This window comes from Eubacteriales bacterium mix99, assembly GCA_038396605.1.
In the GTDB taxonomy this organism is placed as follows: domain Bacteria; phylum Bacillota; class Clostridia; order Caldicoprobacterales; family DTU083; genus UBA4874.
This window is the reverse complement of the sequence record CP121690.1, coordinates 2375025-2388763: the sequence shown is the minus strand read 5'-3', so window position 1 is coordinate 2388763 and position 13739 is coordinate 2375025. Positions and strand designations below refer to the sequence as shown.

The following is a 13739-nucleotide window of genomic DNA, read 5'->3' as shown; positions in this document are numbered from 1 at the left end:
TCCCCGGAGATTACTGCAGAACCTTATCAGAATGATTATACACGAAAATCCCGTTTTTCCAAAGTACCGGCAATAAAAAAAGCCAGCCGGCTCGCGACTGGTTTGTTTCCATCCTGTTTGTCTGTCCTGGTTCCTGCACCTGGCAATCTGGAACAGGCTTCATGGCTCGGGTGGACACGTTTCATCAGTATCTGCTTCGTACGGTATAATGTGTGTGCAGAAGCTCGTGAGCTTTCGGGCTGTTTGGCTCACTCAGATACTCCCTGTAAATTCTCCGGATGGACGGATTTTCATGGGATTTTCGAATGGGAAGATTCCTGTCCTCCTCATAAAGGGCAGAAGCGCGTATCCCCGCAACATTCTCATCCATGCGACGCTGTGCATGCACAATAGGCTGACCGCCTCCGTTCACGCATCCTCCCGGGCATCCCATAATTTCAACAAAGTGGTATTCCTTTTCCCCGGATTTTATTTGATCCAGGAGTCTCCTGGCATTGGCGGTACCATGAGCAACGGCTGCACGGATCGTCTGACCCCCCAGAGAAACTTCCATCTCCTTCACACCGTCCAGGCCCCGGACTTCCTGAAATTCCGGCTCTTCCAGGGGCCTTCCGGTTACGACCTCGGACAAGGTACGCAGGGCCGCTTCCATTACACCGCCGGTGGTTCCGAAGATAACGCCGGCACCGGTGGAGTCTCCCAGTATCGGATCAAAAGACTCATCCGGTAACCCGGTAAACTCTATCCCGGCCTGTTTGATCATTCCTGCCAGCTCCCGCGTAGTCAATACCACATCCACATCCGGATATCCCGTCGCTTTCAGTTCCGGCCGGACCGCCTCAAACTTCTTTGAGGTACAGGGCATAACGGATACCACAAAAATCCTGGAAGGATCGATCCCCTCTTTTTCGGCATAATAGGATTTGATCACGGCACCCAGCATCTCGTGGGGAGATTTGCAGGTAGACAGATTGTCCAGGAATTCCGGATAATTGTGTTCGCAATATTTAACCCAGCCCGGGCTGCAGGAGGTGATCATAGGCAGTTTCCCGGCATGTTTCAGGCGGTTCAGCAGCTCAGTTCCCTCCTCCATGACAGTAAGATCCGCCCCGAAGTCCGTATCAAAGACACGGTCAAAGCCGAGTCGTCGCAATGCTGCAACCATCTTTCCGCTAACACGGGTTCCCACGGGCATACCGAATTCCTCTCCCAATGCGACCCGTACCGCAGGAGCCGTCTGAACCACAACATGAAGATCAGGATTTTCGATGGCATCCCATACCCTGCCGGTGTCATTTCTCTCTCGCAATGCGCCTGTCGGGCAAGCCTCAATACATTGCCCGCAATAAATGCAGTTTACCTCGGACAGGCTTTTGCCAAATATCGGTTCGACAACGGAATGAAAGCCTCTCTCCGCCATTCCAATGGCACCGATCCCCTGAACATTTCTGCAGGTGGAAATGCAGCGTCGGCACAGAATGCACTTGTTGGAATCCCGTACTATCGCAGGAGAGGCATCATCAACTGCAAAATGGACCCGCTCCCCCCTGAAACGGATGTCGTCTACTCCCAGCTGCCTGGAAAGAGCCTGCAGCTCACAATTTCCACCTCGCACGCAAGTAAGGCAGCTGCGGTCATGATCGGACAAAATCAACTCAAGATTTGTTCTTCTGGCATCCCGGACTGCCAGGGAATTTGTCCGAATCTCCATACCGTCCGCAACCGAATAAACACAGGACGCCTGCAAGGATCTGGCCCCCTTTACCTCTACCAGACACATCCGGCAGGCCCCGATTTCATTGACTCCCTTCAGATAGCATAATGTCGGTATGTGAATGCCGGCAGCCCTTGCTGCCTCCAGAACCGTACTTCCCTGTGGCACTTCCACTTTAATACCGTCTATGGTTACCTTTACCATTTCCATCGTTGTCACTCCCTTTCCCAACTCTAGCCCTTTACGATTGCCTGGAAAGGGCATTTTTCCAGACAGGTACCACATTTGATGCATTTCGTCTGATCAATGGTATGAGCACTCCTGCGTTCCCCGGAAATCGCACCGACAGGACACGCCCTGGCACAAAGGCCGCAGCCTTTGCAGGTATCCGCCTGGATGGTAATCTGCAGCAATGCCTTGCAGACGCCTGCCGGACACCTCTTCTCCCGAATATGCGCCTCATATTCATCACGGAAATAACGAATGGTGCTCAAAACCGGATTGGGAGCGGTTTGTCCCAGGCCACAGAGAGCGGAGGTCTGAATGCTTCTGCCCAGTTCCTCCAGCCTTTCAATGTCGCCCTCCTGCCCTTTTCCACTGGTAATCCGATTCAGGATTTCCAGCATTCGTCTGGTGCCAATCCGGCAGGGGGGACATTTCCCGCAGGATTCCTCCACGGTAAAGTCCAGATAAAAGCGGGCAATATCAACCATGCAGTTGTCCTCATCCATCACGATCAATCCGCCGGAGCCCATCATGGAGCCGATCTTTTTCAGGGAATCATAGTCGATGGGCGTATCCAGATGCTCCGCAGAAATACATCCGCCGGATGGGCCGCCGGTCTGGGCAGCCTTGAATTTCCTGCCGTTGGGAATGCCTCCTCCGATATCATCGACAATTTCCCGCAGCGTTGTGCCCATGGGCACTTCCACCAAACCTGTATTGTTGATTTTGCCGCCCAGTGCAAAGACTTTGGTACCTTTACTTTTTTCCGTACCGATGGAAGAAAACCAATCTGCACCTTTTAAAATAATCTGCGGGATATTGGCATACGTTTCCACGTTATTTAAAAGCGTTGGCTTGCCAAACACACCCCTGTTTGCCGGAAAAGGCGGCCTGGGCCTCGGCTCTCCCCGTTTTCCCTCAATGGACGCCATCAATGCGGTTTCCTCCCCGCAGACAAAAGCACCGGCGCCCAATCTCAATTCAATATCAAAGTCAAACCCGGTATCAAAAATGTTCTTTCCCAACAGGTCTTCTTTTCTTGCCTGTTCAATTGCAATGCCCAGCCGTTTTACCGCAATGGGATACTCCGCCCGGACATAAATATAGCCCTGACCTGCCCCCACCGCATAACCGGCAATGGCCATGGCTTCCAATACGCTGTGAGGATCCCCCTCCAGTAAACTGCGGTCCATGAATGCGCCGGGATCCCCTTCATCGGCATTGCAGCAGACATACTTCCGGTCGCTTTTGGCCCTGGCGGTAAACTCCCATTTCAGGCCAGTGGGAAAACCTGCGCCGCCCCTTCCCCTTAATCCGGATGCCTTGATGACCTGAATGGTTTCGTCCGGCGTCATTTTCGTCAAAACCTTGGCAAGGGCCTGATATCCGTCAAAGGCTATATATTCTTTGATGTTCTCCGGATCAATCAAACCGCAGTTCCGCAATGCCATGCGCTTTTGCTTTTTATAGAACTCCACCTGATCCAGGGACTTGACCGCATTGTCTTCATGGACCCTGTCATGATACAGAAGATCGGTAACCATTCTGCCCTTCAACAAATGCTCGCTTACAATCCTCGGAACGTCTTCCTTTTTTACTTTGCTGTAAAAGGCACCCTCCGGATACACAATCACCACCGGACCTACTGCACATAATCCAAAGCAGCCGGTCTGAACCAGCTTAACCTCTTTTTCCAGTTTGTTTTTTTCAAGCTCTGTCCGAAATGTGCTCATCACATCCGCAGAGCCGGAAGAATGGCACCCTGTTCCCCCACAAACCAGAACATGGGAACGATAAAATTCCATGTTGAAATCCCCCTCCTGTATTGATTTACTCTGCGGAACCAATCGTATATTCTATGACGGGATGGCCGTTTGCAATATGCTCTGTTACAACCCTTTTTACCTTATCCGCAGTCATTTTCACGTAAGTGACTTTTTCCTCTCCGGGGCGATAAACCTCCACCATGGGCTCCAGACGACATGTGCCCATACATCCGGTCTGGGAAACGATCACGTCCCCCAGGTTTCTCTTCTTTATTTCGTCCAGGAAAGACAGCAATACCGGTCTGGCACCAGCTGCAATACCGCAGGTCGCCATACCCACCACAATTCGGGTACCCGCCCTGCTTTTTCGCAGCTTTACGGAATCCAGTGCCTTCTGCCGGACTTCCTCCAATTCTTCCAGTGACTTCATCCTCCAACACCTCCGTAGATTTCTTCGAGACCACTGTGAATATAATCTTTGATCCACATAATGACATCCGGATATGCAATGCTTATTTCTCCTAATTTTTGCTGAATTTCACCGCTATGCAATACAAACTTCCTGTCAGAAAAAATATGACTGTAATGAAACTGTACGTCCGGATTGCAACAGATCAGCACCGCCATGGTATCCTCCATCCTGCCCATTGGAGGACAATCAATATGTTTGCTGTGAAAGACAGCCTGTACAACTGTGCCGGTTCCTTTTTCAGAACGAATCTTCAAGTATCCTCCCGTGGCCTCCGCCGATGCCTGGAGCAACGGAATGCCGAGCCCGACCCGTCGGGTTGTGCGCGTAGTATAGAACGGATCCGAAACGCTTTTTACCTGATCCGGATCCATGCCCTTTCCATTGTCGCAGATCCGGATCTCCAACCGATCCTGCTCCGGGCGATCCTGAATGAAAATCACAATCCGGGACGCCTCTGCGGCAATGGAATTTTGCACAATGTCCAGAACATGAAGCGAAACATCCTCCATGCTATTTGCTTCGGTACCTGTCAAGAATGCCTTTGACATCCGATGGAGTCAAGCGTCCATATACCTCATCGTTGATTGTCATGACCGGCGCCAGGCCGCATGCTCCGAGGCACCGGGTAGCGGTAAGGGTAAACCGGTTATCTCCTGTCGTATCTCCGGGCTGGATGCCCAATTCCTGAATCACTTCATCCAGTATCTTCTGAGAACCTTTTACATAGCAGGCGGTCCCAAGACAGACACCGACAGAATAGGTTCCCTTTGGCTTCAGTGTGAATTGAGAATAGAACGTAGCCACTCCGTATATATCACTGACCGGAATATGCAAAGCTTCTGCTATATATTCCTGAACTTCAAGCGGCAGATACCCAAAAATCTCCTGAGCCCGGTGCAAAATGGGCATCAGAGGCCCCTCTTCCCCTTTATACTCATCGATGACATGCTGCAGCTCTGAAGCCTTTTCTTTCTCTTCCTGAAGTATGGAAGCTGCCATTTAAAACTCCCTCCCCTGTTGCATTTTTAGGAATCCGTATACAACCATAACATTATCTCATAAAACCGCGATACATTCTACCGCTTTTGTCATATTTTTAACGATTCAGCACAAAAAAAGCGAGAAAAGGGTTTCCTGTTATATAGTATAAAAATAATATGTCGATCTGTTGTATAAAAGACCGACAGGAAATAAAAAAATCCTTTCAAATTAGTCTTGAATTGAAAAGAAGAGATGGGGAATCTTTGTGAATATCTCAACAATATGAGATAAGTAAGAACGCCTTCCTCTTCAAAACTGCCGATTCCCAATCCCCTTGCATCTATTTGGCTATCTGCGTCATATATTCCTTATACCGCATTATCATTTCAATATGCGTATACTTTATTTTGGACGAAACCGTCACCTTATCCGACGACTTTTCAGCCAGGATTCCATCAAAGGACTTGCTGCCGCTTTCATACAGGCTGACCAGACCGGAAAGAACGGCGTTGTTGTCCTGCCTGGCATTCATGGCTTTCAGCTCATCCTCTTTTTCGGTCACCTCCTTTTTGATCTTTTCCATTTGCCCGTAGGCATCTGCTGCAGGAATGGCATCGGAATCCAGATCACGGATGACCTTTTCCAGAGCCAGATATTTTTCTTCCCACATTTCATATGCGGACCGGATGGCACTGATATTTGTTTTCGTCGCAGTGATTTTCATGTCCGCTCCCGAAGAGGAAACTGGATAGATATGAGATTCCATTCCATCCGCTTTCAATTGTTCCTTGACTTTTTTTGCATCTTCCTCTTTCTGAAAGCCAACTGCCAGCACCCGGAAAAATTCATCCTTCAGCACATATCCTGCCCCGCCTTCCGATTGCAGCTGTTTTGCAAATTCATTGGCATTTTTTTCGTCTGTAAAGGCGCTCATCTGAATGGTAAACATGGACAGGGAATTTGCCTTTATGGTTTCCGTTACTTTACTGGTATCCTTTTTCTTCCCGTCTTTGGAATCCGCCTTATCCTCCGGTACCGTCAGAATCGGTTCCGCTTTGGATACCTCATCCGTTCCGCCGGAATTATCTTTCTGATTGATAATGGGCGAAACCAGCCGGCTGACAAACTTGCCCAGCTTTCCGGCGGAAACGACATAGAGGATCCCCAGTATCAGCAATGCTGTCAGAAACAATTTTGCATATCTTTTTTTCCTTCTTCTCTTTTTCAGCCTTGAGTATCTCATATTCATCCTCCTCCGTCCTCCTCTGCACCCTTGTAGGATTTGTCCCATTTTACTTATTTATATCTATGGTGAAATCCGGCAGAATATGATAACATGGGTTGAAATCCAATCTAACAACAGGGAGGCAGGGTCAGAAATGAAATACCATCTGGATACCATTCCTGTCTGGGATGCATACCGGGCCAACGGAGAATGTCCCCTCTGCATACTGGAGGAGCAATCGGAAAAATTCAATATTTCTTCTTTTCTGGGAGGATCCGTTATGGAACCGGATGTCCGGACTGAAGTCAACAAAAAGGGATTTTGCCCCCGGCACAACGGGCTTCTCTACAATGCACAAAACAGACTGGGACTGGCTTTGATGACCCATACCCATGTATTGGAAACCAACAGGGAAATGAAAGAAAGGACAGACCATCTGGATCAGGTACTGCGGAATCCGGGCAAGGCTTCCATACCTTTTCTGAAAAAGGCTTCCGGTAAACGATCTGCACAGGAAGCTGCCATTCACGCATTCTCCGATTGGATGAAACAGCACCGGGATCAATGCATTATCTGTGACCGGATCCACGATGCGCTGAATCAATACGTCTACACCATCCTTCATCTGTGGGAGCAGGATCCGGAGTTCCGAAAAACCATGAGCGACTCGAAAGGCTTTTGTTTTTCTCATCTTCCGCTGGTGCTGGATATGGCAACAGAATATCTGAGCAGCAAACAGCAGGGAGATTTTCTAAAGGACCTGCTGCCGGTCCAATCCCGGAACATGGACCGGCTGGAACAGGAACTGCAATGGTTTACCCGGAAGTTTGATTACCGCAATCAGGACAAATCCTGGGGAAATTCCAGGGATGCATTGCCCAGAATTCTACAGAAGTTGACCGGAAAGTTCATGGAATGAAGCATGTAATAGAATTACCGAGATATATGAAGAAAAGTGGAGATATATTCTTAAAGCAAGGCGTAGTCCATGATAACTGGGCATATTGCCTTTTTATAGTATTTGCCATCTTTTTCGCTTTTATATACACTAATAATTGTGATTAGCACTCAGCTTAAACGAGTGCTAACAAAGCAAACTATTTTATTTACATAAGGAGGGTTATTCCATGAATATTAAGCCATTGGGAGACAGAGTCGTCATTAAGATGCTGGAAAGCGAAGAATCCACAAAAAGTGGCATTGTCCTTCCCAGCTCCGCAAAAGAAAAACCTCAAATGGCTGAGGTTCTGGCAGTAGGACCAGGCGGTATGGTAGACGGCAAGGAAGTCAGGATGGAAGTCAAGGTCGGCGAAAAAATCATCTATTCCAAATATGCCGGCACAGAAGTCAAGCTGGATGACACCGAGTATATCATTGTAAGGCAAAGTGACATTCTCGCAGTAGTCGAGTAAAAAATATCAGGAGGTAAGAAACATGGCCAAGCAATTGAAGTATGGCGAGGAAGCCAGAAGGAATCTGGAACACGGTGTCAACGCTATGGCAGATACCGTAAAAATTACTTTGGGCCCAAAGGGCAGAAACGTTGTTTTGGATAAGAAATATGGTTCTCCCCAGATTGTGAACGATGGCGTTACCATCGCCAAGGAAATCGAACTGGAAGATCCCTTTGAGAATATGGGCGCACAGCTGGTCAGGGAAGTGGCCAGTAAAACCAACGATGTGGCAGGAGATGGCACCACCACCGCTACCCTGTTGGCGCAGTCCATCGTTCATGAAGGCATGAAGAATGTAGCCGCAGGCGCCAATCCCATGATCCTGGGCAAAGGGATCCAGAAGGCAGTGGAAAAAACCGTTGACTCCCTGAAGGCACAGAGCAGGAAGATTCAGAACAAGGAATCCATTGCACAGGTTGCATCCATTTCTGCAGATGACAATACCATAGGTCAGCTGATTTCCGACGCCATGGAAAAAGTTGGTAATGACGGGGTCATCACAGTGGAAGAATCCAAGTCCATGGCCACCGATCTGAATGTTGTGGAAGGAATGCAGTTCGATCGCGGATATGTTTCCTCTTATATGGTTACCGATACCGAAAAGATGGAAGCTATCCTGGATGATCCCTACATCCTGATCACCGATAAAAAGATTTCCAATATTCAGGAAATCCTGCCTTTGCTGGAGAAGATCGTGCAGGCAGGGAAAAAGCTCCTCATCATCGCTGAAGATGTGGAGGGCGAAGCAATGGCCACTCTGGTGCTAAATAAACTTCGTGGCACGTTTACCTGTGTAGCAGTAAAAGCTCCCGGGTTCGGCGACAGGAGAAAAGCCATGCTGGAGGATATTGCAGTCCTGACAGGCGGTACTGTCATTTCAGAGGAGCTCGGCCTGGAACTGAAAGACACTACCATAGAGGATTTGGGCCGTGCCCACACAGTAACGGTGGACAAGGAAAACACCACCATCGTGGAAGGCGCCGGTGATGCCGATAAGATCAGGGATCGAGTGGCATCCATCAAAGCCCAGATCGAAGAAACCACTTCGGATTACGATAAGGAGAAACTGCAGGAGCGTCTGGCAAAGTTGTCCGGCGGCGTAGCTGTCATCCGGGTCGGCGCAGCAACGGAAACCGAGTTGAAAGAAAAGAAGCTTCGGATTGAAGATGCCCTGAATGCCACAAGGGCTGCCATCGAAGAAGGAATCATTCCCGGTGGTGGAATTGCACTGCTCAAAGCCATTCCCACTCTGGATACTCTTCAGGCAGAAGGAGATGAGCAGACCGGTATCAACATCATCAAACGCTCTTTGGAAGAGCCTTTGAGACAGATTGCCACCAACGCCGGTCTGGAAGGCTCCATTATCGTTGAAAAGGTAAAAGAGAATTCGGATCCCAACTTCGGATTTGACGCTTTGAAGGCAGAATACGGAAACATGCAGGAAAAAGGCATCATGGATCCCACCAAGGTGACCCGTTCCGCCCTGCAGAACGCAGCCAGTATCGCTTCCATGGTATTGACCACGGAAAGCCTGGTTGCTGATATTCCGGAAAAGGAACAGCCGGCAGCTCCTCAGGAGGGAGCAGGCGGCGGAATGCCCATGTATTGATGAATCCAAACCCGTCTTCGGAAGAGGATGCACAAAAAAAGTGATTGCGTTACGCAATCACTTTTTTTCTTTCCTCATTCTCCTTTTCCTCTTCTGCCGTTCCTTCCACTGCCAGAATGGATTCACTGACCTCCTTCGCCGTATAATAATTAATCTCATCATGAAATCTTTGCATCATATCCGTTAAGTCCTTTTCCAGTTCAATCAAATCCCCGCGCACTTCCCGGAACTTCTCCCGCCACTTTCGCTTTTCATCATTTATCTCAGCCATTTCCGCCATGGATTTCATGCGGCCTTCCTCAATGATAGCCTGAGAGCGTTGCTCGGCTTCAATCAATGTAGAGGAAATATACTTTTCCTTCTCTGTAAAGGTGGCAATTTGCCCATTTTGCTCTTTCACTTTTTGCTTCAGCTGATGGTTTTCCTCCAGCAGCTCCATAAGACGATCCTTTTTCTTGCTGAGCTCTTCCTCATAATCCCGCGTCAATTCTTCCAGACAACGATTTACCTGTTTCTTGTCGTAACCGAAAACGCCATTTGAAAACTGCTTCTTCATTCGTACCCCTCCTCCTGCAATATTTTACCACAGCTACTCCGTATTTTTTGTAGAACAACGGAGTCGAATTCAACTATTTACCACTTTTTTTATCGTATTTATGCTTTCGATTGTAACATCATATCCCCTTTGAATCATTTCGGGAATCCGATGGGCATCGGTCATTCCCACGTCATAGATATGCGGATTGATGATGTAATCGGTTTTCTTCGTCTTCAGGCTGGTAATATAATAGGACATGATATCAATGGACTGACTTCCGATTTCCAGAAGGTTGTTCACCTCACCCCGTCTTTGTCCACTGTAGCCAAGATTGACTCCGATCACTTTTCGTGCACCCATTCGACGAAGAACCTGAACAGGAAGATTTTCCGTTACTCCTCCGTCCACCAACCGCATACCCTGGACCATTTTGGGCCGGAATACAACCGGCAGGGCAATGCTTGCACGGACTGCCTCATAAATCGGGACATCCTCCCTGTAAATTATATATTCCGTATCCTTCAGCCTTCTTTTATTGCTTACAAACATAACCGTAACACCGGTATTGATATTCACCGCCGGAATCGCAAGTGGAATTTGTGCCTCCCGCATCGTTCTGCCATGGGTCAGTTCCTTCATCAATTGCTCCAGCTTTTTTCCCTTTACCACGCCATCCCAGTCGGTATCCTTCGTAAAAACCCATTTCAGGATTCCTCCGGTGATGCCAGGATAATCCACATCAAACAGATTGCTGTTCATATGGCGGAGTACGATGGACTCAATGTCCTCACCACTGTAGCCGCATGCGTATAATGCCGCCGCCATACTTCCCGCACTTGCCCCGGAAATCCAGGATGGATGCAGGCTGTTTTCCGACAAAGCCTTCAAAACACCGATATGAGTCACTCCCCGGATGCCTCCGCCGGAAAGTGCCAGACCAAACCTCATAGGATCAACCCCTTTTATAAATAGGAAATTTAAGGTAAATTAAATTTCCATAATTGTGGTCATAGTATCCTATGTCAGCGGTCTGCAAAACGATATTCCCTCCTTCAATGGGAGAAATAAAAAAAGATAAGAAAAAGCGCCCGTCTGCCCGGCAGCAAACGAACGTTTCTTCTATTCCTTCTTTTTAATCAGCTTAATCAGCGGAATATTGCCTTAACAATTTCTGCTTTAAATCATATAGCTTCTGTGAAAGATCCACCTTGAATACGTGCGGGTTCGTAAGCCGCTTATATTCTTCCCAAAGCGTATCCAGTTCTCTTTTTGCATAAGCCTGAATATCCGGAAGATCCGGACATTTGTATACGCACTGTCCATTTTTAAATACAGGAACCAGCAATTCCCGGACGCTGTAGTTCCGGAGTGTCATCTTCTTCCAGGTATCCACAGGATCAAAGATGGTCAGGGGCTTGCCGGTGTCGATCTCTTCCTCCTCCAGCATGATCAGGTCTGCAACGGACTTTTTTCTCCCGTTATAGATACGTACAACCTTTTTATAACCCGGATTGGTAATCTTCTCCGGATTTTCAGAAATTTTTATTTTTGGCAGCATCCTGCCGTCCACCTCTTCGGCAGACATCTTGTACACTCCGCCCAGGGCAGGACAATCCCGGCTGGTGATCAGGGAAGTGCCAACTCCATAGCTGTCGATCCTCGCACCCTGAGAGCGTAAATCCCAAATCAGATATTCATCCAGATCATTGGAAACCGTGATTTCCGTATCCGGAAACCCTGCCTCATCCAGCATTGCCCTGGCCTTTTTGGTCAAGTATGCCAGATCTCCGGAGTCCAGCCGGATGCCCACAGGCTCATGTCCTTTTTCCCGCAGTTCCCGAAACACCGTAATGGCATTGGGTATTCCGCTTTTCAGGGTATCATAGGTATCCACCAAAAGCAGACAGGCATCCGGGAAGGCATCCGCATAGGCACGGAATGCCGTCAGCTCATCCGGAAAACTCATGACCCAGCTGTGACTGTGGGTTCCCTTCACCGGAATACTGAATAATTGTCCGGTCAGGACATTGGAAGTAGCGGAACATCCTCCGATAATGGCTGCCCTTGCGCCATAAATCCCCGCATCCGGACCCTGAGCCCTCCGCAGCCCAAATTCCATAATGCTGCCACCCTGTGCTGCATATACCACCCTGCTGGCCTTGGTTGCAATCAAAGTCTGATGATTTATAATATTCAGAAGAGCCGTCTCAATCAGCTGCGCTTCAAAAAGCGGTGCTTTTACCCGCAAAATCGGCTCATTGGGAAACACCACCGTTCCTTCCGGAACGGAATAAATATCGCCGGTAAAATGCAGCTTCCGGAGCTGGTCCAGAAAATCGCGGTCAAACAAATTCAGACTGTCCAGATATTGAAGATCCTCTTCCTCGAAATGCAGGTTTTCTATGTAATCAATAACCTGTTCCAAACCTGCTGCCACAGCATAAGCACTGTATTCACTGAGCTTGCGGAAAAACATATCAAACACTGCCGGCTTACGGTGAATGTTGTTCTTATAGTATCCATACATCATAGTAAGCTGATACAAATCCGTCATCATAGTCAGGTTTCTCAATTGCTTCGCTCCCCATTGGTATTTTCCAGTCATTATACAACAACCATATAAAAAAAACAAGCCGGAACCAAAGTCAAAGCCGACAGCAGGAACCTGCTGTCCCGGAACAGCCTGAAATCACCGGTGGTTTCCCATACGACAAATCTCATACGACAAATCTCAAATCCACCTGGCTGATCAATACGGTGATCACATACATATCATTCCCATGAAGCTCACAAACAAAAACCGCGCCTCTGTTTTCCCGGATTTCCCTGTCCCCAAACTTTGTCAGGGCAATCATCCGGCTGTGCTTTACACTTTCCACAATGGCAGTTTGCGCCCTGTCTTCGTTCATCATCCGGATTCGTTCCCGATATCGCTTTACGGCATGTTCCGTAGGAATTATATAATGTCCCATCAAGGGACTGATATTTCTTTTTGCAGATTGGATTCTTTTGATTTTTGATATTTTCTTGCTCAATTCATCTCCTCCTTTTCCATATAAACAGAATAAAAAAACAAGGAATCAATTAAAAACAAGACGCTGACACGTCTGTTCTGTGTGGACCCGCTGGACCCTACTGTGAAAGAGTATGGCTTCTGATTCCTATTGTATAGGAATCAAAACGATTGTTCAACCGTTCCGATAACATTTTTGAATATTTAAACAATTTCAACAACTTGATCCTTGTGGCTTTGGTTTCTTAGCCAAAAATATTTGAAAATCCATGTTGATCCATAAAACAGGCAACAAAAAAACGGAGGGCAGATAAATCCAGGACTTGCCCTCCGTGAAACCTCGTACCAACCTTGTACCATTTTGCTATACTACATTTGCCGGTATAATCGCGTCAATAATCCCAATGATCAGGGATGCGATGATGGCTCCCCATACCGTAACACTCATATTGGGGACCAAGAATTGTGTCAGGTAAATAATAACAGCAGATACAATAAATCCTACAATTCCTCTGCCGAAGGGAGAAGCATCAATTTTGAACAGGCGCTGAATCCCCCAATCCAGTACAGCAATCACAAGTGCAGCCACCAAAGCAGTTCCAAATCCCATATTGGAGAAACCCGGGGTGAGCCACGCTGTAATCATAAGTACGATTGCCGCAACGATAAAGTGTATAATTGCGCCCAGCCAGCCTCTTCCCTTTCCTTTTCCTTCTTCGTCTCTTTTTGCCTCGTCCATGTT

At 48.0% G+C, this 13739-nt stretch carries 14 protein-coding genes; 3 read left to right on the top strand and 11 right to left on the bottom strand.

Annotated features, from left to right (window positions below; genetic code table 11):
- Positions 1-184: 184 nt before the first annotated feature.
- The 6 genes from QBE55_10500 to QBE55_10475 form a co-directional block, all read right to left on the bottom strand.
- A complete protein-coding gene (locus QBE55_10500; protein ID WZL77959.1) occupies positions 185-1924 on the bottom strand; it encodes an NADH-dependent [FeFe] hydrogenase, group A6 in 1740 nt (579 codons plus the stop codon).
- Between the two features lie 23 nt (positions 1925-1947).
- Positions 1948-3744: an NADH-quinone oxidoreductase subunit NuoF gene (gene nuoF / locus QBE55_10495; protein ID WZL77958.1), complete on the bottom strand. Its 1797-nt coding sequence runs from the start codon at positions 3742-3744 to the stop codon at positions 1948-1950.
- A gap of 25 nt (positions 3745-3769) precedes the next feature.
- Entirely contained in the window at positions 3770-4135 is a 366-nt protein-coding gene (locus QBE55_10490; protein WZL77957.1) for a (2Fe-2S) ferredoxin domain-containing protein, read from the bottom strand.
- The gene (locus QBE55_10485; GenBank protein ID WZL77956.1) at positions 4132-4686 is read right to left on the bottom strand and encodes an ATP-binding protein; all 555 of its coding nucleotides are present in this window, start codon (positions 4684-4686) and stop codon (positions 4132-4134) included. Before QBE55_10485 ends, QBE55_10490 begins: the two co-directional genes overlap by 4 nt.
- Before the next feature lies 1 nt (position 4687).
- Complete coding sequence (gene nuoE, locus QBE55_10480) at positions 4688-5176, bottom strand: NADH-quinone oxidoreductase subunit NuoE (protein ID WZL77955.1); 489 nt, start codon at positions 5174-5176, stop codon at positions 4688-4690.
- 322 nt (positions 5177-5498) lie between these two features.
- The gene (locus QBE55_10475; GenBank protein ID WZL77954.1) at positions 5499-6401 is read right to left on the bottom strand and encodes an SPOR domain-containing protein; all 903 of its coding nucleotides are present in this window, start codon (positions 6399-6401) and stop codon (positions 5499-5501) included.
- Between the two features lie 136 nt (positions 6402-6537).
- Here QBE55_10475 and QBE55_10470 point away from each other — a divergent pair, with 136 nt between their 5' ends.
- The 3 genes from QBE55_10470 to groL all read left to right on the top strand — a co-directional run bounded on the left by QBE55_10470 (position 6538) and on the right by groL (position 9446).
- The gene (locus tag QBE55_10470; GenBank protein WZL77953.1) at positions 6538-7302 is read left to right on the top strand and encodes a DUF6062 family protein; all 765 of its coding nucleotides are present in this window, start codon (positions 6538-6540) and stop codon (positions 7300-7302) included.
- A 208-nt stretch (positions 7303-7510) separates the two neighbouring features.
- Entirely contained in the window at positions 7511-7795 is a 285-nt protein-coding gene (groES, locus tag QBE55_10465; protein ID WZL77952.1) for a co-chaperone GroES, read from the top strand.
- 22 nt (positions 7796-7817) lie between these two features.
- Positions 7818-9446, top strand: a complete 1629-nt coding sequence (gene groL, locus QBE55_10460) for a chaperonin GroEL (GenBank protein ID WZL77951.1) — start codon at positions 7818-7820, stop codon at positions 9444-9446.
- A 49-nt stretch (positions 9447-9495) separates the two neighbouring features.
- On the opposite strand, the gene QBE55_10455 is transcribed toward groL, so the two are convergent.
- The 5 genes from QBE55_10455 to QBE55_10435 all read right to left on the bottom strand — a co-directional run bounded on the left by QBE55_10455 (position 9496) and on the right by QBE55_10435 (position 13736).
- The gene (locus tag QBE55_10455; GenBank protein ID WZL77950.1) at positions 9496-10002 is read right to left on the bottom strand and encodes a DivIVA domain-containing protein; all 507 of its coding nucleotides are present in this window, start codon (positions 10000-10002) and stop codon (positions 9496-9498) included.
- A gap of 69 nt (positions 10003-10071) precedes the next feature.
- Positions 10072-10932, bottom strand: coding sequence for a patatin-like phospholipase family protein (locus tag QBE55_10450; protein ID WZL77949.1), 861 nt, complete (start codon positions 10930-10932; stop codon positions 10072-10074).
- 193 nt (positions 10933-11125) lie between these two features.
- On the bottom strand, positions 11126-12589 hold the full coding sequence (locus QBE55_10445; GenBank protein WZL77948.1) for a nicotinate phosphoribosyltransferase: 1464 nt from the start codon (positions 12587-12589) through the stop codon (positions 11126-11128).
- Between the two features lie 112 nt (positions 12590-12701).
- Positions 12702-13019 (bottom strand): hypothetical protein, encoded by a 318-nt coding sequence (locus QBE55_10440; GenBank protein WZL77947.1) that lies wholly within the window; start codon positions 13017-13019, stop codon positions 12702-12704.
- Between the two features lie 342 nt (positions 13020-13361).
- Positions 13362-13736 (bottom strand): phage holin family protein, encoded by a 375-nt coding sequence (locus tag QBE55_10435; protein WZL79924.1) that lies wholly within the window; start codon positions 13734-13736, stop codon positions 13362-13364.
- Positions 13737-13739: the final 3 nt, after the last annotated feature.

Coding starts and splice junctions, on each gene's coding strand:
- QBE55_10500 (WZL77959.1), bottom strand. CDS start 1,924: ATGGAAATGGTAAAGGTAACCATAGACGGTATTAAAGTGGAAGTGCCA.
- nuoF (WZL77958.1), bottom strand. CDS start 3,744: ATGGAATTTTATCGTTCCCATGTTCTGGTTTGTGGGGGAACAGGGTGC.
- QBE55_10490 (WZL77957.1), bottom strand. CDS start 4,135: ATGAAGTCACTGGAAGAATTGGAGGAAGTCCGGCAGAAGGCACTGGAT.
- QBE55_10485 (WZL77956.1), bottom strand. CDS start 4,686: ATGGAGGATGTTTCGCTTCATGTTCTGGACATTGTGCAAAATTCCATT.
- nuoE (WZL77955.1), bottom strand. CDS start 5,176: ATGGCAGCTTCCATACTTCAGGAAGAGAAAGAAAAGGCTTCAGAGCTG.
- QBE55_10475 (WZL77954.1), bottom strand. CDS start 6,401: ATGAGATACTCAAGGCTGAAAAAGAGAAGAAGGAAAAAAAGATATGCA.
- QBE55_10470 (WZL77953.1), top strand. CDS start 6,538: ATGAAATACCATCTGGATACCATTCCTGTCTGGGATGCATACCGGGCC.
- groES (WZL77952.1), top strand. CDS start 7,511: ATGAATATTAAGCCATTGGGAGACAGAGTCGTCATTAAGATGCTGGAA.
- groL (WZL77951.1), top strand. CDS start 7,818: ATGGCCAAGCAATTGAAGTATGGCGAGGAAGCCAGAAGGAATCTGGAA.
- QBE55_10455 (WZL77950.1), bottom strand. CDS start 10,002: ATGAAGAAGCAGTTTTCAAATGGCGTTTTCGGTTACGACAAGAAACAG.
- QBE55_10450 (WZL77949.1), bottom strand. CDS start 10,932: ATGAGGTTTGGTCTGGCACTTTCCGGCGGAGGCATCCGGGGAGTGACT.
- QBE55_10445 (WZL77948.1), bottom strand. CDS start 12,589: ATGACTGGAAAATACCAATGGGGAGCGAAGCAATTGAGAAACCTGACT.
- QBE55_10435 (WZL79924.1), bottom strand. CDS start 13,736: ATGGACGAGGCAAAAAGAGACGAAGAAGGAAAAGGAAAGGGAAGAGGC.